Here is a 23,255-nt window from a genome sequence, read left to right as displayed (position 1 = left end):
TCTCCGCTGTTCGGACGTCCCACGAAGGGCCTATCCTGCATTCGATCGGACAACATCATGACAGTACGTCAACTCATGATCATCACCAGCATGTTGATCATGAAATCGGTGGATCTGACCAGCAGGGGGACGGTGCATGGTGCAGCTCGCGGTGCTGCTGATCGTGGTGGCACTGGTCGGTGCGGCCGCCGTCGTACTGGCCCGGCGCCACCGCGCCCTGGACGCCGGGACGGTGGCCGCGGCCCTCGCCACGGCCGCCGAACGGCTCGCCGCCGGCAAGGCCCCGCAGGCCCGGCGCCGCTACGCCCGGCTCGCCCGCCGGCTCGCCGAGGGCCCCGCCGAACTGCTCCCGCAACGCGGCCTCGCCCTCCTCGGCCAAGCCGAGGCCACCATCCCCACCGGAGACCAGCAGGCCACCCTCGCCCTGCACCGCGAGGCCTTCCCGCTGCTCGCCGACCCGGCCCGGCAACTGCCCCGGTGGAGCCTGCGGCGCCTCGCCGCGGAACGCACCGCCGCCGCCGACGGCGACCTCGGGCCGGTCCTCGCCCTGTTGCAGGCCACCGCCGACGGCGCCGAACCCGGGGAGGAGGCCGAGGCCGTCGCCCGCACCCGGGACTGGCTGCAACGCCTCTGCCGCGAAGGCAGCCCCGCACAGCGCGAGCACACCACCGCCGCCGCCCTCGCCGCCCTGCCCGGCCGTGACTGGCCCGTCCTCGCCCGCGCCGCCCAGCTGCGCGGCACCGACCGGGCCGCCGAGGCCGAGACCCTGCTCGCCGCGGCCGCCCCCGGCGGCAGCGGCGAACTCTGGTTCCGCTGGGGCGCCCAGCTGTTCAGCCTGCACCGCGACGAACCCGCCGTCGTCGCCTTCGACGAGGCGCTGCGCCGCGGCGCCGGCGACCCCTCCCCGTGGGGGCGCGGACCGGCGCTGCGCACCGAGACCCTGCTCTTCCGCGGCCTCGCCCGCCAGCGGCTCGGCGCCACCGACGCCGCCTGGGCCGACCTCGCGGCCGCCGCCACCGAGGCCCCCGGCGACCCCCGCCCCCGCTACGCCCTCGGCCGGCTCGCCCTGCTGCTCGGCGCCGACGAACAGGCCCGGGAGCAGTTCGCCGCCGCCCTCGCCGTCCAACCCGGCTTCGCCCCGGCCGGGTTCGGCCTCGCCCTGGTCAACGAGCGGGCCGACCGCCCCGCCGAGGCCGCCGCCGACTACCGTGCCGCCCTCGACCGGGCCCCCGACTGGCGCCCCGCCCGGGTCCGGCTCGGCGCCGCCCTGCTCGCCGCCGGCCGCGCCGCCGAGGCCGAACCGCTGCTCCGCGCCGAGGCCGACCGCGAACCGGACTCCCGCTGGGCCCGGATCGCCGCCTTCCACCACGGCCTCGCGCTGTCCCGCACCGACGACCCGGCCGGGGCGCTGACCCGCTGGGAACCGCTGCAGGACGAGGAGCTGCACGACCGCCTCGCCCTCGCCCGCGACCGGCTCGCCCGCACCCGACTGGCCGCCGACCCGGCCGCCGCCCGGGAGCTCTGGCAGCAGGCCGCCGCCGAGCACCCGGCCGCCCCCGGCTACCGGGCCGCGCTGCGCGAAGCCGCGCTGCGCGAGGCCGCCCACCTGCTGGTCACCGGCCGCGACCGGGCCGAGGAGCGCGAACGGGCCGCCGCCGCCCTCGCCCTCGCCGACACCCTGCCCGGCGCGATCACCCACCGGCAGGCCCGGCTGCGCGCCGCCCTGGCCCTGGCCGAGGGCCGGACCGAGCCCCTGGCCGGTGTGCTCGACCCCGCCGCCGGACCGCGCGAGCGCTACCACCTGGCCGCCGCCGCCCTGCTGGCCGGCCGCCCGGTGCAGACCATCGCGCTGCTCGCCCCGCTCGCACCCGACCCGGCCGGCGACCCGGCGCTCGCCCGGCTGCGCGCCCTGCTGGCCGAACGCGCCGGCAACTGGGCCGCCGCACTGGACTGGTACCGCCACTTCCTCACCGCCGGCCCGGCCCCCGCGCCGCAGGCCGCCCCGGCCGACTGCGCCGTCTGCGCCGGCCCGGCCACCGGCGCCTGCGGCGGCTGCGGCCGCGAGGCCTGCGACGCCCACCTGCACCGGGCCGCCGAGGGCGCCCCGCCGCGCTGCGTCCGCTGCGCCGGGCCCGCGCTGCGCGCCGTCCTGGACTGCGCCCGCCGGGCCGGCACGCCCGAGCAGGCCGAACCCGTCCTCGCCGCCTGGGCCCGGGCCTTCGGAGACAGCCCCGCGGCCGCGCCCGTCCGGCTCGACCTGGCCCTGCTCCGCGCCGAACTCGGCCGACTGGACGAGGCGCTGGCCGAGCTGCCCGCGCAGGCCGGGGCCGCCCGCAGCGCCGTGCTGCTCCGCCGGGCCGCCGCCGCGCTCGACGCGGGGGAGCCCGGACGGGCCGCCGGCGACCTGCGCCAGGCCCTCGGCCACACCCCGGACCACCCACAGGCCGGCCCCGCCCTCGTCCTGCTCGCCGAACACGAGGCCCACCAGCACGCCGTCGAGGGCCGCCACCGGGAGGCCTGGGACGGCTACCACGCGCTGCTGCTGCGGGACCCGGCCCAGCCGCGGCTGCTGCACGCCCTCGGACTCGCCGGCTACCGGCTCGCCGCCGCGGCCCCCGAGGGCGCCGAACCCGACGAGCGGACCTGGGCTTGGACGCTCGGCTGCCTGGTCGCCGCCCTGCACCAGCCCGAGCTGTGGGCGGAGTCCGCCCGGATCACCGGCCGCCCGCTCGAACCCCAGCGGATCGCCACCGCCCGCACCGCGCTCACCGACCGCCTCCGGGACGACCTGCGGGCACTGGACCGCGCCGCCGGCCGCGGCGGCGACGAGGTCACCGCCTGGACCCTGCGGCTGGGCATGGAGACCCACAGCGCCGACGCCTTCGCCCGGGAGGACGTCCGCCTGGCGCTGCCCGGCCGCCCCGCCCGCCGCCTGGCGCTCGGCCCCACGCTCGACCGGCTGCTCCGGCAGGAGCCCGGACTCGCCGCCTGGGCGGCCGCCTTCGACCGGGCCGTAGAGCCCTGGCGGCGGCCCGGGGAGCCAGACGGACACCCGCTGGCCCGGGCGCTCGACCTGTTCGGCGGGCTCGGACCGCAGCACTACCTCCTCCTCCAGGGCCGTCAGGCCGCCGCGGTCGGCGCCCTGGACGCCGTGCCCGAGACCGAACGCGGCGCCGACTGGCAGGCCCTGCTCGCCGAGAGCCTGGTCGGCCAGGCCCGCGAGCACCACCGCAACCAGGACTGGCGCGAGGCCCTCGACTGCCTCACCCGCGCCGGCACCGTACCCGGCGCCGTGCTGCCCGCCGACGCCCCGGCGATCGCCGCCGAGTCCGGCCTGCGGGCGGCCCGCGCCCTGCTCAAGACCAGCGACGACGACCAGGCGGGAGCGACCGAACTCCTGGAGAAGGCGCTGGCCCTGGCCCCCGACCACGCCGAGGTGCGCGGCGACCTCGGCGCCACCTACGCCCAGTGGGCCCGGAAGATCAACAACGAGACGAAGGACTACCCGCGCGCCCTGCGCCTGCTCCGCAAGAGCCTCGCACTCACCCCCGGCGACCCGACCGCCCGGCACTTCCTGGAGGCCGCCCTCGGCAACCGGGCCAGCCAGCTCAGCCGGCCCGACGCCCCGGACGCGGAGCTGGAGGAGGCCGCCGAGGCCTGGCGGGAGCTGATCGCGCTCAACCCGGACCCGGACCACCGGCACGGCCTCGCCTTCGTGCTGCGCCACCTCGCCCGCTCCGCCGCCTTCGCCGACCAGCGCACCCTCGCCGTCGGCCGGATGGCCGACGCGCTGCGCGCCGACCCGGACTGGGACGGCGACCCGGAGCGCGAGGCGCCGCGCCGGGTCGGCGTGATGCTCGCCAACCACGTGCTGGACAACCTGCAGGACAGCCCGTTCACCACGCAGGCCGCCATGCTCCGCAAGGCCAGCTCCTACGACGACTCGCCCGACATCCGGCGGCTGATGGTCAGCGTCTGGCGCGGCGAGGCCGTCGGCCACTACGAGGCCCGCCGCTACCCCGACGCGATCCGTCTCCTGGAAGAGGCGCTCGAGCTGTCCGGAACCCCCGAGGACGTCGCCAAGCTGCACACCGAACTCGGCGTGGTGTTCAGCTCCTACGCCGTCGCCCGGGCCAACGCCCGCGGGTTCCGGGAGGCCCGCGCACTGATCCGCCAGGCCGTCGAGCACAACCCGGACGACCGGGAGCTGCGGGCCCTCCAGCGGAGGATCAACGCGCTCCGCTGACGGCAACCGCCGTGCCGCCGGTGCCGTCCTGATGTGGTGGGGCGTCAGATTCCCCATCCCGAGGCCGAGTCGGGAGCCACCGGACGTCTGCGGCAGGCCGCACGCCACCGGACGTGAGCCGCACGTCAAAAGCTGCAAGCCGCAAGCCGCTAGCCGTGATTCGTGAGTCGTGAGGAGAGAAACCGCCCGCCATGCCACTGCACGAACCGTCGCCGTACGAGGTCCTGGGCGTTGCGCTCACGGCCGGCGTGCGCGAGATCAACCTGGCCGTCGGACCGGCGATGAAGGCCGGCCGCTTCACCCGTCAGCAGATCCAGGACGCCGCCGCGCTGCTGCGCCACCCCGACCGGCGGCTGGAGGCGGACCTCCAGCGCCCGCTGCCGCCGGAGCCCGTCGACCAGGCCGCGGGGCTGCTGGCGCCCGCCCTCGCCGAGCCGCTGCTGGTCGTCGAGCGCCCGGCGCTGCCGCCCGCCGCCTCCCTGCTGGCGCTGCACCGGGCCGAGCTGGCCGCCGACTTCACCGAACCCGCCCCCGGCGGCGCCGACCCCGAACCGCCCGTCCCCGCCCGCTACGCCGCCGACCTGTCGGTGCTGCCGCAGATCGAGGTACCCGAGTGACCGACGCACCGACCGACGTACCGACCGCCGACCCCATCGCCGGGCCGACCGCCGGGCCGGCCGACGGCCTCCGGCCGCTGGACGTCCCGCAGCGCGCGCTGGAGGTCGACCTCGACCAGGCGTTCAGCCAACTCCTCTTCCGGGCCTCGCTGTTGCAGCGGCTCCGGGCGGAGGAGGCGCAGACCGCCCGGGCCACCCAGCGTGACCTGCTGGGCATCCTGGTCGAGGTCGACGACGCGCTGGCCTCGCTCGGCCTGGACCAGGAACTGGTGCTGCTCGGGCGCGGCGCCGGGATCGAGGCCACCCGACGCCGGCTGCTCGGCCGCCTGGCCAAGGCCGGCGTGCGCCCGATGCGGCTGGAGGGCCTGGCGGCGGACCCGGCGCTGACCGAGATCGTCGGCGTGGAACCGCGGACCGGGGTGGCGCCGGAGACGGTCCTGCGGACGGTCATCACCGGGTTCTTCTGGGGTGAGGAGGTGCTGCGCCGGGCGCAGGTGGTCGTCGCCGCGCCGCCGGGGCCGGACCCGGCGCCGGAGCCGGTCCACGCGGCGGACACCGGGGGCCCCGAGGGCCCCGGGGGCTTCGAGGGGTTCGGGGACGCGGGCGCCACCGAGGACCCCGGGCCGGCGGACCCCGCGACGCCGGACGTCGCCGGGGAGCCGGCACCGGAGCCCGGGCCCGAACCGGAGCCGGCACCGGAACCGGAGCAGACCGCGGGACCCGGGGGGCCCGGGCGGCCCGCCGTCCGGCCCCCGGCCCGCCGGAAGGGCGCGGCCGCCGGTGCCCGGCGCAGGCGCAAGAAGTAGCCAGGACCACGAGGGGCAAGAGGGGAACGACATGTACCGCACACTCGGCATCGACCTGGGCACCACCAACTCCGTGGTGGCCCACCTGCGCCGGGGCGAGCCGGAGATCATCTTCAACCGGCAGAACCAGGAGGCCACGCCCTCCGTGGTCGGCAGCGGTCGCAAGGGCGAGCTGCTGGTCGGCTCCACCGCACGCAGCCGGACCGCCGTCGACGGCGCCAACGTGATCCGCTCGGTGAAGCGCTTCATGGGCCGCAAGTTCAAGGACCCGCAGGTCCAGGCGGCCCTGAAGGAGGTCGACTACAAGGTCACCGCGGGCACCGACGGCGACGTCAACGTCTGGTTCAACGGCCGTTCCTACACCCCGATCGAGATCTCCGCGATCATCCTGCACCGCCTCAAGGAGGACGCCGAGCAGCGCCTCGGCGAGCCCTTCCACCGGGCCGTGATCACCGTGCCCGCGTACTTCGGCGAGCGGCAGGTCGCGGCCACCCAGGAGGCGGGCCGGATGGCCGGCCTGCACGTGCTGCGGATCATCAACGAGCCGACCGCCGCCGCGCTCGCCTACGGGATCACCACCGAGGCGGGCGACGAGGGCCGGACCGTCCTGGTCTACGACCTCGGCGGCGGCACCTTCGACATCTCGATCCTGCTGCTGGTGCCGGGCTCGGTCTCGGTGCTCGGCATCGAGGGCGACAACCTGCTCGGCGGCGACGACTTCGACCGCGCCATCACCACCGCGCTGCTGGAGGACATCCGCGAGGAGTACGGCGCCGACTACCAGCCGGACCTGCGGGACCGCCCCAAGATCGCCTCCACCGCAGAGACCATCAAGATCGAGCTCTCCCACCAGGAGGCCTCCGAGGTCATCCTGCCCGGCCTCGGCGCCGGCCAGCTGGTGCTGGAGACCGAGTTCGAGCGGGCCCGTTTCGAGGAGCTGATCGAGGCCCGGATCGAGCGCACCATCGAACTGACCCACAAGGCCATCATGCAGGCCAACCTCACCGTGGGGGACGTCGACGAGGTGGTGCTGGTCGGCGGCTCCACCGCCATCCCGCTGGTGGCCCGGCGGCTCGGCGAGGTGTTCGGCCCCCGGCGGATCCGGCGCGGCGTCAACCCGATGCAGTGCGTGGCGCTCGGCGCGGCCGTGCAGTCCGCGCTGGTCGGCGAGGTGGAGTGCCCCGAGTGCCGGGCCCCCGGCGACCTCTCCGCCTCCAACTGCGCCAACTGCGCGACCTCGCTGCTCGGCGGCCCCCGGATCTCCTGCACCGGCTGCCACATCCCGTTCGACGCCGAGGCCGCGGCCTGCCCCAAGTGCGGTCTGGAGGCGAGCGGTTCGCCCGCCCCCCGGTCGGCCGCGCCGGTGCGGTCGCCGGCCCCGACCGTCGCCCACGGGGAGAACTGCCCGCGCTGCGGCACCCCCGCCGCGCCCGGCGTCACCGCCTGCGGGCTGTGCGGCGAGGCCCTCAACTCGGCGGCGCCCGGCGGCACCAGGGTGGCCTCCACGGCCGCCGAGGACGTCGGTCTGCGCTGTGCGGCCTGCGGCGTGGTCAACCCGCCCGGCAGCGAGGTCTGCCAGGGCTGCGGTGAGCTGATGCAGGTCACCAACCCGTTCGACATCACGCCGAAGAACCTCGGCATCGAGCTCAACGACGGCCGGCTGGCCGTGATCATCCCCAAGAACACCAGCTACCCGACCGGTTCGCCGGTCAGCCGGGAGTTCGTGGTCGCCGGCAGCGGCCGCCAGCGGCTGGAGGTCGCGGTCTACGAGGGCGAGCACGAGATCGCCCAGCAGAACGAGCTGATCGGCCACCTGACCCTGCGGCTGCCGGCCGGGCTCGGCGGCCGCACCCCGGTGGAGGTCTCCTTCGGCCTGGACCGGGACCGCACGATCACCCTCTCGGTGCGGATCCAGGGGGGCGGCGAGAAGACCGTCAAGCTGGAGCGGGTCACCCTGGACCCGGAGCTCAAGGTCCAGGTCGAGGAGCAGCAGCGGCAGATCGAGTCCTTCACCGACCGCTGGGGCGGCGAGCTGACCGAGGCCGAGCTGCGCGAGGCGCAGCAGCTCATGGACCGGCTGGACGACCTGGCCGCCGGCCAGACCCGCGGCCAGTCGGTGGACGAGGCGCTGGAGCGGGCCCAGCGCCAGCTCCGCGCCCAGCGCTGGGTGCGCGGCTCGGAGGCGTACCTGAGCCTGTTCCTCCACTACTGCGAGAAGCACCTCGACCCGAGCGACCTGGACCGGCTGCGGTCGGTGGCCGCCGAGCTGCGGCTGCGCCGCGAGGCCGCCGACTGGGAGGGCGCGATGGTCGCGGCCCAGCGGGCGGACGAGCTGTGCGACTCGCTCGGGCACACCTTCCGGATGCTCACCATGTGCAACGTCTACGTGAACCAGAACATGGTCTCGCCGGCGCTGTCCCAGCTGATCATGGCGGAGCTGCGGGGGCTGGACGAGGGCGTGGAGGCGCCGAACATGGAGAAGGTCAACCGGCACATGTCGAACCTGCTGGCCCTGTACGCGCAGGCGCAGCGGGAGCTGGGCAGCGAGCCGCCGGCGGAGTCGCTGGGCCCGGTGCGGCCCGAGGAGGCGGGGCCGCGATGAGCTCTCCCGAGACCACCCGGACGACCCCGGCGGACGGGGTTCCCCCGCACGACGCTCCCGGGCACGACAACCCCGCGCCCGGAGGCCCCGGGTCGCAGGTGCCCGCCCCGAGGGCGGCCGGGCCCGCGGTGCCCCCGCTGGAGGTGCCCTGCCCGCAGTGCGCCGTCCCGGCGGATCCGGAGGGCCTGCGCTGCCCCTCCTGCCGGGAGGACCTCGCGGCGCTGGTCCGGCTGCGGCACGCGGGCCGGATCGACTACAACGAGGCGCTGGCGGCCCTGCGGACCGGGGACGACGCGGCCGCCCGGGTGCTGTTGCGGCGGTCGCTGGCGGCCGAGCCCGGGCTGCGGCCGGCCCGGGACCTGCTGGACGCGCTGGTGACCCGGACGGGCGACTGACCGGTGGCGGCCGCGGTGGGCCCGTCGGGGGCGGGCCCACCGCCGCCGCCCACGGGGTGCGGGGCGCCGACACGCCCTCCAAGCGAGCAATCCGGGCGTTCCCCGGGTGGCGTCGCGTCTGATCGGAGGTGAGTGTGATCGTCACACGGATGTTCGCCACCCTCACAAGGAGTGACGCAATGCGTATTCGCACCACCCTCGCCGCCACCGCGCTCGCCGCCGTCGCCGTCCTCGCCGGTGCCGGCACCGCCGCCGCCGGCGACGCCACCGCCAACGGTGTCGCGTTCGGCTCGCCGGGCGTCCTGTCCGGCAACCAGATCCAGATCCCGATCAACCTCGAGGCCAATGTCTGCGGCAACACGATCGGTGTCATCTCGATCCTGAACCCGGCCATCGGGAACACCTGCATCAACGGCTGACCCCCGGCACCGGGGCCGCCCGTCGCACCTGACGGGCGGCCCCGGTGGCGTGTCCGCACCCCCGTTCGGGGGTGGCGGCGCGGCGCCCGGGCCGGGAGCATGGTGCCCGTCCCGCCCCGCCGTACCCAGGAGCCGTACGTGCCGATCCAGCCGACCCCGCGCAGCTACTCCTCCGGCACCGCGGACGTCCCGCTGCTCGGCGACACCATCGGGGAGAACCTCGACCGCGCGGTGCGCGCCTTCCCCGGGCGGGACGCCCTCGTCGACCGGGCCACCGCCCGCCGCTGGACCTACGCCGAACTCGCCGCCGACGTCGACGCGCTCGCGCTCGGTCTGCTCGACCTCGGGATCGCCAAGGGCGACCGGGTCGGCATCTGGGCCCCCAACTGCGCCGAGTGGACGCTCACCCAGTACGCCACCGCCAAGCTCGGCGCGATCCTGGTGACCGTCAACCCCGCCTACCGCCCGCACGAGCTGGAGTACGTGCTGAACCAGTCGGGCATCCGGCTGCTGGTCGCCGCCGAGCGCTTCAAGACCTCGGACTACGCCGGGATGATCGAGGAGGTGCGGCCCCGCTGCCCGGAGCTGGAGCGCGTGGTGCTGATCGGCGGCCCCGGCTGGGACGCGCTGCTGGCCGCCGGACGCCGCGGGGACCCCGGCCGACTGGCCGAACGCGGAGCCGAGCTGGCCCCCGACGACCCGATCAACATCCAGTACACCTCGGGCACCACCGGCTTCCCCAAGGGCGCCACCCTCTCGCACCACAACATCCTCAACAACGGGTACTTCGTGGGCGAGTTGCTCGACTACACCGAGCAGGACCGGATCTGCGTCCCGGTGCCCTTCTACCACTGCTTCGGCATGGTGATGGGCAACCTCGCCGCCACCTCGCACGGCGCCTGCACCGTCATCCCCGCCCCGTCCTTCGACCCCGGGGCCACCCTGGCCGCCGTGGCCGCCGAGCGCTGCACCTCGCTGTACGGCGTGCCGACCATGTTCATCGCCGAGCTCGCCGACCCGGACTTCGACCGGCACGACCTCTCCAGCCTGCGCACCGGCATCATGGCCGGTTCGCCCTGCCCGACCGAGGTGATGAAGGAGGTCATCGAGCGGATGGGCATGGCGGAGGTGTCGATCTGCTACGGCATGACCGAGACCTCGCCGGTCTCCACCCAGACCCGCACCGACGACCCGGTCGAGCGCCGGGTCTCCACCGTCGGCCGGGTCGGCCCCCACCTGGAGGTCAAGGTCGTCGACCCGGTCACCGGCCGCACCGTCCCGCGCGGCGAGCCCGGCGAACTCTGCACCCGCGGCTACTCCGTGATGCTCGGCTACTGGGGCGAGCCGGAGCGCACCGCCGAGGCCGTCGACGCCGCCCGCTGGATGCACACCGGGGACCTCGCCGTGATGGACGGGGACGGCTATCTCGCCATCACCGGCCGGATCAAGGACATGGTGATCCGGGGCGGGGAGAACCTCTACCCGCGCGAGATCGAGGAGTTCCTGCACGGCCACCCCGACATCCTCGACGTCCAGGTCATCGGGGTGCCCGACCCGAAGTACGGCGAGGAGCTGATGGCGTGGATCCGGATGCGCGGGGGCGCCGAGCCGCTCACGGCCGAGGCCGTCCGCGCCTACTGCACCGGCCGGCTGGCCCACGTGAAGATCCCGCGCTACGTGCACGTGGTCGAGGAGTTCCCGATGACCGTCACCGGCAAGATCCGCAAGGTCGAGATGCGGGAGATGGCGGTGCGCCTCCTCAACCCGTGAGCCGTCCGCCCGGGTGAGCCGTCCGCGCGTGCGCCGCGCACGGGCCGGCGGCCCGGGGTGCCTCACCAGCGGTGGTGGACCAGCGCGCGGATGCGGCGGTCGTAGAGCTCGGCCGCCCCGGCCAGCACGCGTTCCGGGAGCGGCGGCAGGGCGGCGGCCGCGGAGTTGGCCGCCGCCTGGGCGGGGGTGCGGGCGCCCGGGATGACGCTGGTGACGCCCGGCTGCTGGACGATCCAGCGCAGCGCGGTCTGGGCGGGGGTGGCGCCCTCGGGCGCCAGCGCGGAGAACTCGGCGGCCGCCTCCACCCCGGTCGCGTAGTCGACGCCGGAGAAGGTCTCGCCGACGTCGAAGGAGTCGCCGTGCCGGTTGTAGGTGCGGTGGTCCTCGGCGGGGAACACCGTGTCGTGCCGGTAGGCGCCGGAGAGCAGCCCGGAGGCCAGCGGGACGCGGGCGATGACCGCCACGCCGGCCTCCCGGGCCGCCGGCAGCACCTCGGCGAGGGGCTTGCGGCGGAACGGGTTGAGGATGATCTGGACGCTGGCCACGTTCGGGCGGGCGATCGCGGCGAGGGCCTCCGCGCAGGTCTCGACGCTGACCCCGTAGGCGGCGGTCCGCTTCTCGGCGACGAGCGTGTCGAGCGCCTCGTAGACGGCGGGGGTGGCGAGGACCGCGGTCGGCGGGCAGTGCAGCTGGACCAGGTCGAGGGTGTCCACGCCCAGGTTCTCCCGTGAACGGTCGGTCCAGCTGCGGAAGGCGTCCAGGGTGAAGGCCTCCGGCTGCTGGGGGCCGCGGCGGCCCAGCTTGGTCGCGACGGTGATCGCGGCGGCCCGGTCGGGGGCGAGCCCGCGCAGGTACCCGCCGATCAGACGCTCGCTGCGGCCGTCGCCGTAGACGTCGGCGGTGTCCAGGAAGGTCACGCCGGAGCCGACCGCGGCGTCCAGGACGGCGTGGGCGTCCGGTTCGGAGACGTGCCCCCAGTCCGCGCCGAGCTGCCAGGTGCCCAGGCCGATCACCGACAGCTGCCGGTGGCCGAGCCTGCTCGTCGTCCGCTTCTCCATGAGGGCCGTCCTCGGGTCGTGGGGGTGGGGCTTCCGGACACCATCCTGGCACAGGAATTGCCAGACTAGACAAATGTTTGCCAAGTTCCTATCGTCCAGAGCAGATATCCGGAGGAAGACCGATGAACCGGGAGGTTCCGACCATGCGGTTGAACAAGGCGACCGTGTTGCTCACCGGTGCGGCCGGAGGCATCGGCCGCACCCTGGCCCGCCGGCTCGCCGGGGCGGGCGCCACCCTGATCGTCACCGGCCGGCGCCGGGAGCCCCTGCGGTCGCTGGCGGCCGAACTCGGTGCCCGGCCGGTGGTCGCCGACCTCGCCGACCCGGAGCAGGTCCGCCGGCTCGCCGAGGAGTGCCCGGACGTCGACGTGCTGGTGGCCAACGCCGCCCTGCCCGCCAGCGGCGAGCTGCTCGACTACACGCCCGAGCAGATCGACCGGGCGCTGGCCGTCAACCTGAGCGCACCGGTGATGCTCAGCCGGCTGCTGACGCCCCGGATGGTGGCGGCCGGCCGCGGGCAGCTCGCCTTCGTCGGCTCGATGTCGGGGAAGGCCGCGACGCCCTACTCGTCGCTGTACACCGCGGGCAAGTTCGGGCTGCGCGGCTTCGCGCTGAGCCTGCGGCAGGACCTGCGCGGCACCGGGGTCGGGGTCTCGCTCGTCCAGCCCGGGTTCGTGGGCGGGGCCGGGATGTTCGCGGACACCGGGGCCGAGGTGCCGAGCGGCGTGCGCACGGTGTCGCCGGAGCAGGTCGCGACCGCCGTCCTCCGGGCGATCGAGGAGGACCGGGCCGAGACCAACGTGGCACCGCTCACCCTGCGGCTGCGCTGCGCGGTGGCCGGGCAGTTCCCCGGCTACGCGGAGCGCGGCGGGCGCGGGGACGAGACGGCGGCCCGGCGCATCGTCGCGGCGCAGCGCGCGCTGCGCTGAGGCCGGCCGGCGCGTGCTCCGGGGCGTCACGGGGCGCCCCGGAGCACGCGTCGGCCGCGGGCTCACACCCCGGCCCCGGCCCCGGCGCGGCGCCCGGGGCGGGCGGCCCGGGCCACCAGCGGCCCGGTCAGGGTGCCGACGGCGAGCAGCAGCGCGGCCAGCAGCAGCCATCCCGGCCGGCCCCAGGGGAGCACGAAGACCCCGAGGACGGCGGGGCCGAGCGCGTCGCCCAGGCCGGCGCCGAAGCCGAACACCCCGGAGTACTGGCCCTGGGCCCCGGGCTCGGCGAAGCCGAAGGAGTACTCCATCGACGCCGCTGCGTGCCAGAGCTCGCCCGCCGTGTACACCGCCGTCGCGACGGTGAGGAGCAGCGCGGCCGCCCACCACGGCGGCCCCTCGGCGGCCGCCGTCAGCAGCAGGGCGGCGGCCAGCGCCCCACCGGCCCAGCGCAGCCGCCGGCCGGCCGCGTCGACGCCGGTCACGTTGCGCGCCGCCCGGACCTGGAACGCCGCGATCAGGCCGGTGTTGAGCAGCAGGACGGCGGAGGTCGTCCAGCGGGGGGCCGAGGTGTGCCCGACGATCCACAGCGGGAGCGCGAACGCGGGCACCGAGTAGTGCAGCTCGAGCAGCCCGTTGGCCGCCGTCGCGACCAGGAAGGGGCGGTTGCGCAGGGCCGTCCAGCCGGTCCGCGGCCGGTCCGCCCCGGCCGCCCGCGGGGCCGGCCGGGGCAGCCGGGCCAGCACCAGCGCGCAGCCCAGGAAGGCCAGCACCCGGCCGACCAGCAGGGCGGTGTAGGCGCCGCGGGTGTCGGCCTGGACGGCCAGCCCGGCCAGCACCGCGCCCAGCGACAGGGCGAGGTTGGTCACCGCCTGCAGGTAGGCGCGGAACGCGGCCGGCCGGGTGCCGCCGAACGCGCGGACCAGCGGGTCGCGGCTGGCCGGGTTGGCCGCGTGCACGGCCGCGGTCAGGCAGGCGACGGCCAGGAACGGCCAGAACCCGCGGACGAACAGGTAGCCGGTCGTGAAGGCGGCGCCGAGCAGCATGACGCCGATCTGGGTCCGGCGGGCGCCCCAGCGGTCGGCGATCCGGCCGCCGGCGAGCCCGGCGAACAGCCCGGTGACGCCGCCCGCGGTGAGGCCGAGCGCGACCTGGCCGGTCGGCAGGCCGACCACCCGGGTGAAGTAGAGGGCGCTGCTCGCGACGAACAGGCCGCTGCCGAAGGTGTTCACCACCGTCGCGGCGGCGAGGACCCGCTGCGGCCCCGGCTCGGGGAGCAGCCGGGCCCACGCCGCCGGGCGGTCGGCGGCGGCGGGTGCGGCCGGTGTGCCGGGTGCCGCGGGTGCGGTGGGTGCGGCCGGTGTCCCGGGTGCCGCGGGTGCGGTGGGGGTCGGGGCGGTGAGCGTCATGCCGGGACCCCGACCGGCGCCGCGGACCCGTTCGGCACGGTGACCAGCCGGTCGTCGAACCAGCGGCGCAGCTCGTCGAAGCGGCGCAGCAGCGCGGCCTCGGACTCCGCGGCCACCAGGACCTGGGCGGCCCGCTGGTCGGTGCTCGCGAGCGAGTCGGACCAGCTGGTGCCCGGGGCGGCCTCCACCCGGGCGTACTCGACGCCGGGCAGGGCCTCCAGCTCCCCGGCGGAGGGGCAGGCGACCACGGTGCCCGGCCGGCCCGGCAGGAAGCTGCTGCCGATCACCCGGGGGTCGGTGCGCACCTCCCGGTCCGGCAGGCGGCCCAGCCCGCAGAGCAGCATGGCCTCGCCGAGGTCGATCCCGAACTTGGCCAGCGTCTCCTCGTGGATCAGCCCGCCGCCGCGGCGGGCCGCGCACTCGCTGAAGACCAGCCGGCCGTCGGCGGGGTCGTGGAAGAGCTCCATGTGGAACACCCCGTCGGTCAGGCCGAGGGCGGTGAGGGAGCGGCGCACGAGCGGCTCGGCCAGGGCGTACCGCCAGGCCTCGCGCTGCGGGTCGATCCGGCGCATCCAGAGCGGGCGGTCCTGGTCGACCACGCTCAGGCAGGGGCTGCCGTAGGCGCCGAGGGCCAGGAAGCGGACCTCGCCGTCGAGCACGAAGCCGTCCGCGATCCACTCCTCCCCGCTGACGAACTCCTCCAGCAGGAAAGTCCGTTCGGTGGAGCGCCCGGCCCGCAGGCGGTCGCCGAAGGCGCGCAGTCCGGCGAGGTCGGTGACGGTGGCGGTCAGCCGGGTCGAGGCGCCGGCGACGGGCTTGACCACCGCGCGCGGGTAGGGGAGCGCGGTCAGCCCGGTCAGGTCGTGGACGTCCTCGATCACCGTGGTGCGGGCGGTCGGGACGCCGGCCGCGCGGACGGTGCGCTTCTGGACCTCCTTGTCGCGGAAGCGCACCGCGGTGTCCGGGTCGATGGCCCGGCAGCCCAGGTGGCGGGCCAGCAGTCCGGCCGTCACCAGGGCGAACTCGTCGGTGGTGACCACCGCGTCGTAGCGCAGACCGGCGAGGCCGGCCCGGTGCAGGGCGGCCAGTACGGACTCGGCGTCGCTCTGGCTGTCGGCGTGGACGGCGGTCAGCTGCGCCGGGACGGGCACCGCGCCGGCGTCCCGTTCCGGGGCGCCGGTGACCACGACGGCGTCGACGCCGAGGCGTACGCACGCGTCGAGGGTGTACCTGGCCGCGCCCAGGAGCAGGACGAGCGGCCGGGGGTCGTTCTCTGTCACGTTCCCTCCCTGTTCTCCGGCCGAGCATATACAGATGTTGCCAGTGAGAGGCAAGTTATTGCCAAGAGTTGCCAGGCCTTCTAGAGTCGACCCCGACAACCGGCGCCCAGCGCAGCCGCCCACTCAGACAAGGAGGGCATCCGGACCCATGTGCCGCCTGATCCTGGCCTCCGGGACGTTCGACCCGGCGGACATCGTGGCCGCCGCCGTACAGATGAGCCGTGGCCTCACCGCCGACCACGACAACGCCACCACCGTGCACGCACACGGCTGGGGCGCGGTCTGGCGCGACCCCGGGAGCGGAGCGCTGCGGGCGCACCGGGACGAGCGCCCGGCGGCCGAGAGCGCCCCCGACTCCCCGGTGGCCACCGCCCGCACCGACTTCCTGGCCATCCACGTCCGCAACGCCACACTGCCCGAGAACCGCGGCCCCGCCTTCACCCACCCGCTCGAACGCCCCGGCGACCCCTGGTACTTCATGCACAACGGGTACCTGCCGACGGCCTACCGCGGGCTCGGGCTGGCCGCCTCCGCCTTCGACTCCGCGGAGTACTTCGACTACCTGATCCCGCCCGGCACCGAGCGGCTGGACGAACGGACGGCGCTCGCCCGGCTCCGGGCCCTGGAGCCCGGCGGCACCTCCGGCAACGCCGTCGCCGTGCACCCCGACCGGGCCCACCTCGTGCACTGGAGCCCGCCGGACACCCGCACCCCGCGCTTCTTCGCGATGCGGCGCACCACCACCGCGACGGCGCAGATCGTCGCCTCCGAGACCGTCCCGGCCCTGGCCCCGCCCGCCGCCTGGCGGCCGGTGGCCCCCGGCACCGTGCTGACCTTCCCGTTCACCGCCCCCACCACCGAGAGGACCCCGACATGCCCGAGCTCTGGGGCCGCGTCGTCCACCACCTCGACCAGCCCGGCGAGCCCGCTCCGGACGGTCCCGGCCTCCTCAAGGGCCTGATCTCCGGCGACCACGCCGTCGTCGTCCTGCGCGGGCTGCTGTCGGAGGAGGAGTTCACCGCCAACCGGGAACGCGTCGTGCCGCTGTTCGGCCGGGCCGACACCACCGAGTACAGCAACGGCAGCCTGACCACCCTCGGGCCCTACCTGGCCAAGCACCTGGCCGCCCCGGACACGTACTTCGAGCAGGCGGCCGCCGCCGAACGGCTCACCGCCGGCGTCGGCTTCGACCTCGCCGACCGGGTGCGCGCCCGGCTCGCCGAGGTGCTCGGGCTGGACGCCTTCGACGTGGCCGCCGAACCGGACGGCCGCGAGTACGCCCGGAAGAACGTCCGGATCTACTCCGACGGCGTCCGCACCCCGCTGCACAACGACAACATGATGCGCGACGCCGCCGGGACCGGCCTGGTGCTGGCCGGGCTGCTGCACCACCTGAGCGTCGTGGTCTGCATCCAGGAGTGCGACGGCGGCGGCGAGCTGGAGATCCACCGCAAGCAGTGGGAGCCCCTGGACGAGGAATTCAAGGTGGTAGGCGGCCTCGGCTACGACCAGGCCGTCACCCGTGGCGCCCCCGCCCACCGCTTCAAGCCGCAGACCGGCGACGTCTACCTGCTCAACCCGACCCACTACCACTCGATCGAGAAGCCGACCGGGACGGACCGGGTCACCATGGGCTTCTTCTTCGGGTTCTTCGACCCCGCCCTGACCCGCGCCGTGGCCTGGGTCTGACCCCCACCGCCCCCGGCCGCGCGGCGCCGGCCCCCGCCCCCGCCCCCGCGGGCGGCGGACGGGCCGGCGCCGCGCCCGGACCCCGGCCGCACCGGCGGCCCGGACCCCGGCCGTACCAGCGACCCGAACCCCGGCCGCACCAGTGGGCCCGAGCCCCCGGCCCGAACCCCGAGAGAGAGCCGAACCGACGATGGCGAGCCCTGACAGCAACGGCGGCGTGCCCGCCGCCGAATCCCGCGCGAGGATCCAGCGGATCGTCGAGCAGGAGGACATCGAACTGATCCGCTTCCTGTGGGTCGACCACAACTCCGTCACCCGCGGCAAGGCGGTCTCCCGCCAGGCCCTGCCCGGCCGGATGGACTCCGGCATCGGCCTGGCCCGGAGCCGGCAGGCGTCCAGTCTGCTAGACCTCGGCCAGCCCGTCCCCGGGTTCGACGCCGTCGGCGAGGTCCGGCTCGTCCCCGACCCCGACTCCTTCGTCCGCCTGCCGCACGCCCCCGGTTCGGCCGCGATGCTCTGCGACCTGCTCACCGTGGACGGCGACCCCTGGGACGCCTGCCCGCGCACCTTCCTCAAGGAGGCCCTGGCCGCCGCCGGCGAGTACCAGGTGGTCGCGGCCTTCGAGCCGGAGTTCACGCTCTGCTCCACCCAGCCGTCGCCGGGCGTGCTGGACCTGTTCGACGACAGCCTCTGCTTCGACAACGAGGGCTTCGACGCCGCTGACTCCTACACCGTGGACCTGCTGCGCGCGCTGCGCTTCCAGGGCCTGACCGTGGAGACGTACCACCCCGAGTTCGGAGCCGGCCAGCACGAGATGACGCTGCGGCACGCGCCGGCCCTGCGCGCCGCGGACAACTACGTCTGGCAGCGCGCCACCACCCGGGGCACGGCCCGGCGCAAGGGCCTGTGGGCGACCTTCGCACCGGTGCCGGCCCCCGGCATGCGCGGCAACGGCAACCACGCCCACCTCTCGCTCTGGCAGCCCGGCCAGGACGGCCGCCCCCCGGTGAACCTGTTCGCCGACCCCTCCGACGAGCTCGGACTCTCCACCCTGGCCCGGCACTTCATCGGCGGACTGCTGGCGCACCTGCCCGGGCTCACCGCGCTCACCAACGCCAGCGTCAACAGCTACCACCGCCTGCGGCCCGGCATGTGGGCGGGCGCCTTCGGCGCGTACGGACTGGACAACCGCGAGGCCGCGATCCGCATCCCCACCCGGCTGCGCGGTGACGAGGCGGGCTCCACCAACGTCGAGGTCAAGATCTGCGACTCCACCGCCAACCCCTACCTGGCGCTGGGCGCCCTGGTCCACGCCGGGATGGACGGCGTCCGCCGAGGCCTGGACCCGGGCGAGCCGCTGCACGCCGACCCCAACCGGCTCTCCGCCGACGAGCTGCGCCGGCTCGGCGTCACGGCGCTGCCGCGGACGCTGGAGGAGGCCGTGGACGCGCTGGAGCGGGACGAGTTCCTGATGTCCGTGCTCGGCCCGGCCCGCGCCGCCCTCTACCCGGCGATCAAGCGGGCGGACGTCCGGGACATGAAGGAACTGGGTTCCGACTCCGAGTACTTCACCCACGCCGTGCGGTTCTGAACCGGCACGGTCCGCACCGCCACCCGGCGGTCCGGACAGTCCCGTCCCGGACAGCCCCGTGGACTCCCGTCCTGTGCGCCGCCCCGGACCCCCGCCCCGGACCCCTGTCCCGGGCCGCCGGACGGCAACGATCGGAGGCGCCGGCCATCGCGGCCGGCGCCTCCGATCGTGTGCGTGCGGGCCCCGCTCAGCGCCGGGCCGCCCGGGCCGCCAGCGGCGGTGCCAGCACGGCGGCGGCCGCGTAGCCCAGTCCGAGCACCACCCACCCGGCGCCGCCGAGCCCGGACAGCGCCAGCGTGATGACGAACGGCCCGCAGGAACGGCCCAGTTGGGTCCCCACGCTCCAGGCGCCCTGGTACTCGCCGAGCCGGCCGTCGACCGCGAGCTCGTAGGACAGGCCCCAGGCGCCGGCCGACTGCAGCAGCTCGGCGGCGGTCAGCAGGGCCACCGCGAGGAGCAGCACCGCCACCGCGGGCAGCGGCGGCAGCGACCCGGTGGTGGCGAAGACCAGCGAGCAGGCGAGCACGGCCAGCCCGCCCCGGCGCATCGCCCGGGCCGCGCTGCCGGTGTCGGTGACGCCCCGCCCCGCCCGCATCTGGAAGCCGATGGCCAGGAACACGTTGGCCAGCAGCAGCGCCGAGGCCGTCCAGGACGGCGCCGCGGTGTGCTGGGTGACCCACAGCGGCACGGCGATCTCCAGCAGCTCGCCGTGCAGGATCAGCAGCCCGTTCAGCAGGGCGAGGCCCAGGTACCAGCGGTCGCGCAGCACCGCGGCCCCGCCGCCGGTGCCGGCCGGGCGGACGCGCGGCGTCTCCGGCAGGCGCAGCGCGACGAGCCCGACCAGCAGGACGCACACCGCGCCGCCGGCGATCAGCAGCCGGAAGGCGAACGGGGTGCCGACGACCAGCGCGGCGCCGAGCGCGGGCGTGCCCAGGGTGGCGCCGACGTTGTGCACCACCCGGTTGTAGGCCAGCGTGTCCACCCGGTTCTCCGGGGTGGTCAGCGCCCCGAGGTAGGCCTGCCGCACCGGGTCGACGGCGCTCTCGGCGAGCCCCGCCAGGCAGACCACCAGGAGGAACTCCGCGAAGGAGTCGACCAGCAGGTAGCTGCCGAGCAGCAGGCCGCGGACGACGCCGAGCCCGACCAGCAGCCGCCGGTGGCCGATCCGGTCGCCGAGCAGCCCGGCCGGCAGCGCGGCCGAGAGCCCGATGAGCGTCGCCATCGAGAGCCCGGTGCCGACCTGCACGGCGCCGAGCCCGGCGACCCGGGTGAAGAACAGCACGCCGCCCGCGAGCATCACCCCGCGGGCGAGCGAGTCGAAGAACGACAGGGCGGCGTAGACCCGCAGTGGCCCCCGCGGGGGCACCGCCCGGGCCCACCGGTCGGCGGCCGGGCCCGGCTCCGCGGCCGGCGGGGCGGCGGTGCCGCCCTCGGCGGTCCCCGGGGCGGTCCGGTCCGCGGCCGACCCGGAGGTGGCCGTCGTCGCGGTGGCCGCCGGGCCGACGGCGGTCGTGGTGGTGCTGGTGGCCGTCCCGTCGCCCGACGGGTTGTCACCGGCCATGGTCTCTCCTCTCCCGGTGTGCGGCGGCGGGGCCGGTGCGCACTGCCCCCGGCCCCGCCCTGGTCCCCGTGCGCTCAGCGCAGGCGGTACACCCGGTCCTTGAGGGTGTCGACCACCTCGCGGTCCCGGCGCAGCTCCTCCTGGTCCGCGCCGGCCATGAACAGCCGCAGCGGGCTGGACAGCAGGTCCACCGTCGGCCGGATGCGCCGGCCGGGCGCGGATCGGACCACCACCGAGTGCACGGTGGGCAGTGCCGCGATCCGGTCCACGACGGACTCGTCGACCGAGTCGACGACCCCGTCCAGCGCGGTCGGGCTCTCGTAGACCGCCGCGGCCAGCCGCGGCCGGTAGACCCGCCCGCCGAGGCGGCGGGCGAAGTCCTCGGGCTCCAGCAGCGCGCGGGCGACCAGGGCCGCCGGGTTGGTGCCGAGCACGTGGTCGTAGAAGTCGGGCTGCATGGCGCCGTTGAACCGGGCGCCGATCTCCACCAGCGCCGGCCCCTGCGGGGTCATGATGACCTCGGCGTGCGAGGCGCCGTGCCGGATGCCGAGCGCGTCCAGCACCCGGCGCACGTACGCGACGAGGGCGGGCACCGGCTCCGCGTCCGGGTCGCGCAGGACGTCCCGGTCGTAGATCTTCCGGCCGCCGTCCACGACGTTCTTCTCGTACTCCCACACGGCCGCGACGAAGCTGTGGCCGTCGGCGCTGACCGAGTCCACGCAGTACTCGGTGCCCGGCAGGAAGGACTGCACCAGCACCTCGGTGTTGCGCTCGGCGAACATCGAGGTGCCGGCCAGCACCCGGTGGGCCGCGGACTCCACCTCGGCCTCGTCGTGGCAGATGTAGACGTTGTCCGAGGAGGCGGAGGACAGCGGCTTGACGACCACCGGGTAGTCGGCGCGCGCCCGGGCCCAGCCGACCACCGCCTCCGCGGTGTCGGCCTTGAACTGCTCGGCGCAGCGGATGCCCGCGGCCCGCAGCGCCTCGATCATCCGGAACTTGTCGCGCCGGGCCGCCGACAGCGCGGTGCCGTTGCCGGGCAGGCCGAGCCGCTCGGCGAGTGCGTCGGCCAGCGGGACGCCCGGCTCCTGCCCGGCGACGACGGCGACCGGCGCGAGCGCGGCCAGCCGGGCGACGGTCGCCTCGAAGGCGGAGGCGTCCGGGCAGACCAGGCTCTCCCGGTAGTCCTCGGCGCGGGGCGGGATCATGGCGGGCCTGGGCTCGGCCGTGCTGAGGACGTGGACGGCCGGGTGGCCCGCGGCGGCGAAGGCGCTCACCAGGGCCGAGGCGTTGGAGTAGCCGTCCACGATCACGACGGGCCGGTCGGAGGGCACGGGGTGGGCGGCGCGCGGCGCCGGCGCGGTAGACGTGGTCAACGTGGTGTCGCTTTCTGGGAGTTCTGCCGGGAGGTGGCGCCGTGGTGCGGCACGTTCCCCGAACGGTCGAGGGCGGGGCTGGGCGGTCGAGGGCGGGGTGGGGCGGTCGACGGCGGGGCGGTCGAGGGCGGGGCGGGCGGGGAACAGGTCGGGCGGAGGGCGGGGCCGGTCAGCGGGCCAGCGCGGCGCGCCCGGCGAGCACCTTGCGGAAGGCCGCGGCGAGGTCGCGCACGTCGGACTCGTCGCCCAGCAGCGCGGCGTGGTGGAAGGTCAGGAAGCCGGCCGCCACCCGGCGGCTGACCGGCAGGTCGTAGCGGCCCGGGTCGAGCCGCTTCAGGTGGTCCGGGCCGAGGTCGAAGCGGCGCCTGGTGGCCGGGGCGTACAGCGGGCTCTCGTACAGCGGCCGGTACACCGGCCTGACGTGCAGGCCGAGTTCGGCGGTCAGGGCCTCGGCGACCAGGCCCGCGGGCAGGCCCCGGAACTCCTGCTCGGGCAGGCCGACCGCGTAGCCGAAGTACGTCCGGTCGGTGGTGCCGGGCGCGCTCGTCTGGGGGCGGAAGCCGTCCGCCGCGAGCAGCGCGTCGAGCCGCTCGGCGTTGGCCCGGCGGGCGGCGTTCTGGGCATCCAGCTCCCGCAACTGCGCCACCAGCAGGGCGGACTGGAACTCGGACAGGCAGCGGTTGCTGCCCATCAGCTCGCCCGTCTCCACCAGCTCCGGCAGACCGACCGGTGGCGGTGCGGCGGCCCGGGTCCGGCCGTCGGCCCGCAGGTGCGCGATCCGGCGGGCGAGGGCCGGGTCGTCGGTGACGGCGGCCCCGCCCTCGCCGCTGGTGAGCACCTTGGTGTGGTGCATGCTGAACGTCCCGACGTCGCCCAGCGTGCCGGCCCGGCGGCCGCGGTAGACCGCGCCGTGGGCCTGGGCGGCGTCCTCGATCAGCGCCAGCCCGTGCCGGTCCGCGACCGCCCGCAGGCCGTCCAGGTCCGCCACCGCCGAGTACAGGTGCACCACGACGACGGCCCGGGTCGCGGGGGTGACGGCCGCCTCGACGGCCGCCGGGTCCAGGCACAGCGTGTCCGGGTCGACGTCGGCGAAGACCGGCACGGCGTTGACGCCGGCCACCGTCGAGGCCGAGGCGGCCCAGGACACGGCAGGGACGATCACCTCGTCGCCCGCGCCGACCCCGCAGGCCTCCAGGGCCGTCATCAGGGCCGCCGTGCCGCTGGCGGTGGGGACGCAGTGGGCCGCGCCCAGGTATCCGGCGAACGCGGCGGCGAAGCGCTCCTCCTGGGTCGGGGCCCCCAGGTACGGGCTGGCGATCGACCAGCGGCCGGAGTCCAGCACCTCGTTCAGCGCGGCCCGCGCGCCGGCCGCCGGGCGGGGCCAGCGCGGCCAGGCCCGGCCGGTCCGGACGGGTGCGCCGCCGTGGACGGCAAGTGCCGTGCTCATGCGCGCACCTCGCCGGGCCCGGCGGGGGCCGCCGCCCCGGCGCACCTCGCGGTGCCGAACTGG

17 protein-coding genes are annotated in these 23,255 nt (G+C 76.1%); 11 read left to right on the top strand and 6 right to left on the bottom strand.

Annotated elements, in window-relative coordinates; translation table 11 throughout:
• Positions 1-136 precede the first annotated feature (136 nt).
• From ACFYUY_RS10850 to ACFYUY_RS10820, 7 genes are all read left to right on the top strand, one after another.
• The gene (locus tag ACFYUY_RS10850; protein ID WP_387899944.1) at positions 137-4,246 is read left to right on the top strand and encodes a hypothetical protein; all 4,110 of its coding nucleotides are present in this window, start codon (positions 137-139) and stop codon (positions 4,244-4,246) included.
• 191 nt (positions 4,247-4,437) lie between these two features.
• Complete coding sequence (locus ACFYUY_RS10845) at positions 4,438-4,863, top strand: hypothetical protein (protein WP_360217914.1); 426 nt, start codon at positions 4,438-4,440, stop codon at positions 4,861-4,863.
• Positions 4,860-5,669, top strand: coding sequence for a nucleotide exchange factor GrpE (locus ACFYUY_RS10840; RefSeq protein WP_387899942.1), 810 nt, complete (start codon positions 4,860-4,862; stop codon positions 5,667-5,669). The genes ACFYUY_RS10845 and ACFYUY_RS10840 overlap by 4 nt, the downstream gene beginning before the upstream one ends.
• A gap of 31 nt (positions 5,670-5,700) precedes the next feature.
• Positions 5,701-8,271 carry an Hsp70 family protein gene (locus tag ACFYUY_RS10835; protein ID WP_387899941.1) on the top strand — a complete coding sequence of 857 codons (2,571 nt, stop codon included), beginning with the start codon at positions 5,701-5,703 and terminating at the stop codon, positions 8,269-8,271.
• Positions 8,268-8,666 carry a hypothetical protein gene (locus tag ACFYUY_RS10830; protein WP_360217905.1) on the top strand — a complete coding sequence of 133 codons (399 nt, stop codon included), beginning with the start codon at positions 8,268-8,270 and terminating at the stop codon, positions 8,664-8,666. Before ACFYUY_RS10835 ends, ACFYUY_RS10830 begins: the two co-directional genes overlap by 4 nt.
• Positions 8,667-8,845: 179 nt before the next feature.
• A complete protein-coding gene (locus tag ACFYUY_RS10825) occupies positions 8,846-9,085 on the top strand; it encodes a chaplin (protein WP_360217902.1) in 240 nt (79 codons plus the stop codon).
• Between the two features lie 99 nt (positions 9,086-9,184).
• Entirely contained in the window at positions 9,185-10,855 is a 1,671-nt protein-coding gene (locus tag ACFYUY_RS10820; RefSeq protein WP_387899939.1) for an AMP-binding protein, read from the top strand.
• A gap of 62 nt (positions 10,856-10,917) precedes the next feature.
• Here the strand turns inward: ACFYUY_RS10820 and ACFYUY_RS10815 are convergent, their stop codons facing one another.
• Positions 10,918-11,913 carry an aldo/keto reductase gene (locus ACFYUY_RS10815; protein WP_360217896.1) on the bottom strand — a complete coding sequence of 332 codons (996 nt, stop codon included), beginning with the start codon at positions 11,911-11,913 and terminating at the stop codon, positions 10,918-10,920.
• 143 nt (positions 11,914-12,056) lie between these two features.
• Here ACFYUY_RS10815 and ACFYUY_RS10810 point away from each other — a divergent pair, with 143 nt between their 5' ends.
• Positions 12,057-12,842, top strand: coding sequence for an SDR family NAD(P)-dependent oxidoreductase (locus ACFYUY_RS10810; RefSeq protein ID WP_387900025.1), 786 nt, complete (start codon positions 12,057-12,059; stop codon positions 12,840-12,842).
• A 62-nt stretch (positions 12,843-12,904) separates the two neighbouring features.
• Here ACFYUY_RS10810 and ACFYUY_RS10805 read toward each other — a convergent pair whose 3' ends face one another.
• Both ACFYUY_RS10805 and ACFYUY_RS10800 read right to left on the bottom strand, forming a co-directional pair.
• On the bottom strand, positions 12,905-14,248 hold the full coding sequence (locus ACFYUY_RS10805; RefSeq protein WP_387899937.1) for an MFS transporter: 1,344 nt from the start codon (positions 14,246-14,248) through the stop codon (positions 12,905-12,907).
• The gene (locus tag ACFYUY_RS10800) at positions 14,245-15,528 is read right to left on the bottom strand and encodes a hypothetical protein (RefSeq protein WP_360217890.1); all 1,284 of its coding nucleotides are present in this window, start codon (positions 15,526-15,528) and stop codon (positions 14,245-14,247) included. The genes ACFYUY_RS10805 and ACFYUY_RS10800 overlap by 4 nt, the downstream gene beginning before the upstream one ends.
• 148 nt (positions 15,529-15,676) lie before the next feature.
• On the opposite strand from ACFYUY_RS10800, the gene ACFYUY_RS10795 reads away from it, so the two are divergent.
• The 3 genes from ACFYUY_RS10795 to ACFYUY_RS10785 all read left to right on the top strand — a co-directional run bounded on the left by ACFYUY_RS10795 (position 15,677) and on the right by ACFYUY_RS10785 (position 18,808).
• Complete coding sequence (locus ACFYUY_RS10795) at positions 15,677-16,489, top strand: class II glutamine amidotransferase (RefSeq protein WP_387899935.1); 813 nt, start codon at positions 15,677-15,679, stop codon at positions 16,487-16,489.
• The gene (locus tag ACFYUY_RS10790) at positions 16,402-17,217 is read left to right on the top strand and encodes a hypothetical protein (protein ID WP_360217885.1); all 816 of its coding nucleotides are present in this window, start codon (positions 16,402-16,404) and stop codon (positions 17,215-17,217) included. The genes ACFYUY_RS10795 and ACFYUY_RS10790 overlap by 88 nt, the downstream gene beginning before the upstream one ends.
• Positions 17,218-17,407: 190 nt before the next feature.
• The gene (locus tag ACFYUY_RS10785; RefSeq protein WP_360217882.1) at positions 17,408-18,808 is read left to right on the top strand and encodes a glutamine synthetase family protein; all 1,401 of its coding nucleotides are present in this window, start codon (positions 17,408-17,410) and stop codon (positions 18,806-18,808) included.
• 187 nt (positions 18,809-18,995) lie between these two features.
• Here the strand turns inward: ACFYUY_RS10785 and ACFYUY_RS10780 are convergent, their stop codons facing one another.
• The 3 genes from ACFYUY_RS10780 to ACFYUY_RS10770 form a co-directional block, all read right to left on the bottom strand.
• Positions 18,996-20,369, bottom strand: coding sequence for an MFS transporter (locus ACFYUY_RS10780; protein WP_387899933.1), 1,374 nt, complete (start codon positions 20,367-20,369; stop codon positions 18,996-18,998).
• A gap of 74 nt (positions 20,370-20,443) precedes the next feature.
• Positions 20,444-21,745: an ATP-grasp domain-containing protein gene (locus ACFYUY_RS10775; RefSeq protein WP_360217876.1), complete on the bottom strand. Its 1,302-nt coding sequence runs from the start codon at positions 21,743-21,745 to the stop codon at positions 20,444-20,446.
• Positions 21,746-21,914: 169 nt separating this feature from the next.
• Entirely contained in the window at positions 21,915-23,192 is a 1,278-nt protein-coding gene (locus ACFYUY_RS10770; RefSeq protein WP_360217873.1) for a DegT/DnrJ/EryC1/StrS family aminotransferase, read from the bottom strand.
• Between the last annotated feature and the right edge of the window lie 63 nt (positions 23,193-23,255).

This window comes from Kitasatospora sp. NPDC004745 (assembly GCF_042873275.1).
GTDB lineage: Bacteria > Actinomycetota > Actinomycetes > Streptomycetales > Streptomycetaceae > Kitasatospora.
Note: the sequence above shows the minus strand (reverse complement) of the source record. Positions and strands in the feature narration are given on the sequence as shown.

Coding starts and splice junctions, on each gene's coding strand:
- ACFYUY_RS10845 (WP_360217914.1), top strand. CDS start 4,438: ATGCCACTGCACGAACCGTCGCCGTACGAGGTCCTGGGCGTTGCGCTC.
- ACFYUY_RS10780 (WP_387899933.1), bottom strand. CDS start 20,369: ATGGCCGGTGACAACCCGTCGGGCGACGGGACGGCCACCAGCACCACC.
- ACFYUY_RS10825 (WP_360217902.1), top strand. CDS start 8,846: ATGCGTATTCGCACCACCCTCGCCGCCACCGCGCTCGCCGCCGTCGCC.
- ACFYUY_RS10835 (WP_387899941.1), top strand. CDS start 5,701: ATGTACCGCACACTCGGCATCGACCTGGGCACCACCAACTCCGTGGTG.
- ACFYUY_RS10785 (WP_360217882.1), top strand. CDS start 17,408: ATGGCGAGCCCTGACAGCAACGGCGGCGTGCCCGCCGCCGAATCCCGC.
- ACFYUY_RS10850 (WP_387899944.1), top strand. CDS start 137: ATGGTGCAGCTCGCGGTGCTGCTGATCGTGGTGGCACTGGTCGGTGCG.
- ACFYUY_RS10830 (WP_360217905.1), top strand. CDS start 8,268: ATGAGCTCTCCCGAGACCACCCGGACGACCCCGGCGGACGGGGTTCCC.
- ACFYUY_RS10770 (WP_360217873.1), bottom strand. CDS start 23,192: ATGAGCACGGCACTTGCCGTCCACGGCGGCGCACCCGTCCGGACCGGC.
- ACFYUY_RS10805 (WP_387899937.1), bottom strand. CDS start 14,248: ATGACGCTCACCGCCCCGACCCCCACCGCACCCGCGGCACCCGGGACA.
- ACFYUY_RS10810 (WP_387900025.1), top strand. CDS start 12,057: ATGCGGTTGAACAAGGCGACCGTGTTGCTCACCGGTGCGGCCGGAGGC.
- ACFYUY_RS10815 (WP_360217896.1), bottom strand. CDS start 11,913: ATGGAGAAGCGGACGACGAGCAGGCTCGGCCACCGGCAGCTGTCGGTG.
- ACFYUY_RS10795 (WP_387899935.1), top strand. CDS start 15,677: ATGTGCCGCCTGATCCTGGCCTCCGGGACGTTCGACCCGGCGGACATC.
- ACFYUY_RS10820 (WP_387899939.1), top strand. CDS start 9,185: ATGGTGCCCGTCCCGCCCCGCCGTACCCAGGAGCCGTACGTGCCGATC.
- ACFYUY_RS10790 (WP_360217885.1), top strand. CDS start 16,402: ATGCCCGAGCTCTGGGGCCGCGTCGTCCACCACCTCGACCAGCCCGGC.